Raw genomic sequence first — 2,008 nt, 5'->3', positions numbered from 1 at the left:
CAGACACAATCTCGTCCGGAGTCACGCCCCCTCAACGCAACACCGGGCCAGAAGGACACGCTCAACCACAACCGACCTGACCAAGCCCTACTAGAGACTCCGCTGCTGAATGCGTCAGCGGGCGAGTCGGTGGCTGAGGCGTTCGAGTCTGCTGGTGCGGGCTGTACGTAGTGGGTCGATGGTCCACCAAGCTTCGGGCCGGACGATGTTGAGCGGCGGCCTCGTCGAAGCCGCTGGGGTGGAAGGCGGAGGCGGCGTGCGCGAGGTGGTGCTCGACCACGGTGACCTGCCGGGGCCGGTGGTGGCCGAACAGGGCGGGGGCGAGGAGTTCGGCGATCAGCTCGGCGTCCGTGCAGATGTTGCTCGGCGTAGGCCAGGCCGGATTGAAGGCGATGGCGATCTCGTCAACGTCGGCCAGGGTGATGCCGGCCTCGGACAGGCAGTAGGCCGCGGCCACCGCGCAGGAGCGGGAGTCCTTGTGGTGCCTGCGGCGGGAGAAGCGCTCCTCCTCAGCGAAGGCGACCACCTTCCCGTCGATGACCAGGCAGGCGGAGGGGTGGAAGTAAAGAGGGAGGAGGGGGCGGCGGTACGGGCCGACTCGGCTGGTGCCCGTCGTCCCCGATCGGCGACCGGTGTTTCCCCTCCACGATCCTTGCCACAGCAGCCTCCTCAAGGCCTGGGTTCTCCACTGCAGAAGCGGAGGCCCGCGATGCACGAGGGCGCACATGCGCCTGTACGCCTGCTGCATACAACCCAGCGACTGGGTCGCTCGTCAGCCTTCGAGCGGGCGGCCTGTGCTGCCCGCAGGCGGGCCAGACCGGAGATCCGCGTGCGAGCAAGTGGCAGTTCGTCTTCGGGGGTCGGGAGCGTGACGGGCATGGACCACACACCGCTGGTCTGGGAGGCGATGCCGAGCGCGACCATCACCTCGGCGAGTCCCATGCCGTGGCCGGGACAGGGAGCCCGGCCACGGTGAGTACGTCGGTGCAGCCGGCCTCCTTCCCGGCAACCAAGGCGCGGATCTGGGCCTTGGTTGCCGTCCCGCGCAGCGGTAATCGCGGAGCCAACTCAGCCCTCTACCGCATTGCCCTCGTCCGCATGTCCAGAGACGCCCGCGCCAAACGAGTTTGCCGCGGCGGCGGACCGTTCCGACTTTCCTGCCGGTGGATGTCGGCCGGTGATCGGCCGCGTCCAGCTGCTCGGCGAGCGGGAAGCTGCCGCCATAATGGGAGGCATGCCCTCCAGCCCGCACCACCCCGCACCCGCGTCGAAGAACCTCTCGGGCACGGACGCCGAGGACCTCGCGCTGTACCGGGAGAAGTTCCGGTGCCGTCTGCCGGAGTCGCTGAACGAGTTGCACGGCCCGACCCAGGGGGTCGTCGAGCTGCCGCTGCACATGGCCTGGTCCGGGATGACCTCGTACGACCTGGGCAAGCCGCGCCAGCGCATGGGCCTGTACCGCACTGTCTTGCATGAGGGCCTGCACGACGACCTGCCCCCGCTACCTCAACCAGGACCTGCTCCTCCAGCTGTGGCCGGTGCTGCGCACTCTCGTCGGCCGCACCGTGCGCACCGTGTGGGAGGACGCCTTCGCTCAGCTCGCCTCCCGCACCCAGGCAGCCGCGTGACGGACATGCCGGAGCTGCACGCGCGGCTCCTGGCGGATGTGATCGCCCTCGGATCCCCGTATCCCCTGGTCCTCACTGGCGGGTATGCCGTGCGGGCGCACCGCCTCGTGAACCGCCCCAGCCAGGACCTCGATGTCGCCACCGAGAACCCGGCGCCCATGGCCGACATCGCGGCCACGCTCCGCGCCGGCCTGGAAGCCCGCGGCTGGAAGGTGCACGCGCTGGAGACCCAGGGGCATTGCGTAGTCGAGGTTGGTCCGGTTCGCCGGGTTCATGCGTGACGTAACGTCATGTCCGGTGTGCCGTAAGGGAACCCGGACAGCAGAGCAGGCACGGTGCTGGTGATCATGTGGTTGTCGAGACCCATGAGAACCGAGCGA

1 protein-coding gene and 2 pseudogenes are annotated in these 2,008 nt (G+C 69.0%); 2 read left to right on the top strand and 1 reads right to left on the bottom strand.

Translation table 11 applies throughout. The features are described 5' to 3' along the window. Positions 1-61: 61 nt before the first annotated feature. Positions 62-727 (bottom strand): carbamoyltransferase N-terminal domain-containing protein, encoded by a 666-nt coding sequence (locus ACFWTC_RS38830; RefSeq protein ID WP_384030710.1) that lies wholly within the window; start codon positions 725-727, stop codon positions 62-64. Positions 728-1,234: 507 nt separating this feature from the next. On the opposite strand from ACFWTC_RS38830, the pseudogene ACFWTC_RS38825 reads away from it, so the two are divergent. Both ACFWTC_RS38825 and ACFWTC_RS38820 read left to right on the top strand, forming a co-directional pair. Beyond that, positions 1,235-1,628, top strand: a pseudogene (locus tag ACFWTC_RS38825) (hypothetical protein). A 5-nt stretch (positions 1,629-1,633) separates the two neighbouring features. Further along, positions 1,634-1,858, top strand: a pseudogene (locus tag ACFWTC_RS38820) (nucleotidyl transferase AbiEii/AbiGii toxin family protein); the annotation flags it as partial. Positions 1,859-2,008 lie beyond the last annotated feature (150 nt).

The sequence above is a fragment of the Streptomyces sp. NPDC058619 genome (assembly GCF_042717785.1).
GTDB lineage: Bacteria > Actinomycetota > Actinomycetes > Streptomycetales > Streptomycetaceae > Streptomyces.
This window is presented reverse-complemented; position numbering and strand designations above follow the sequence as displayed.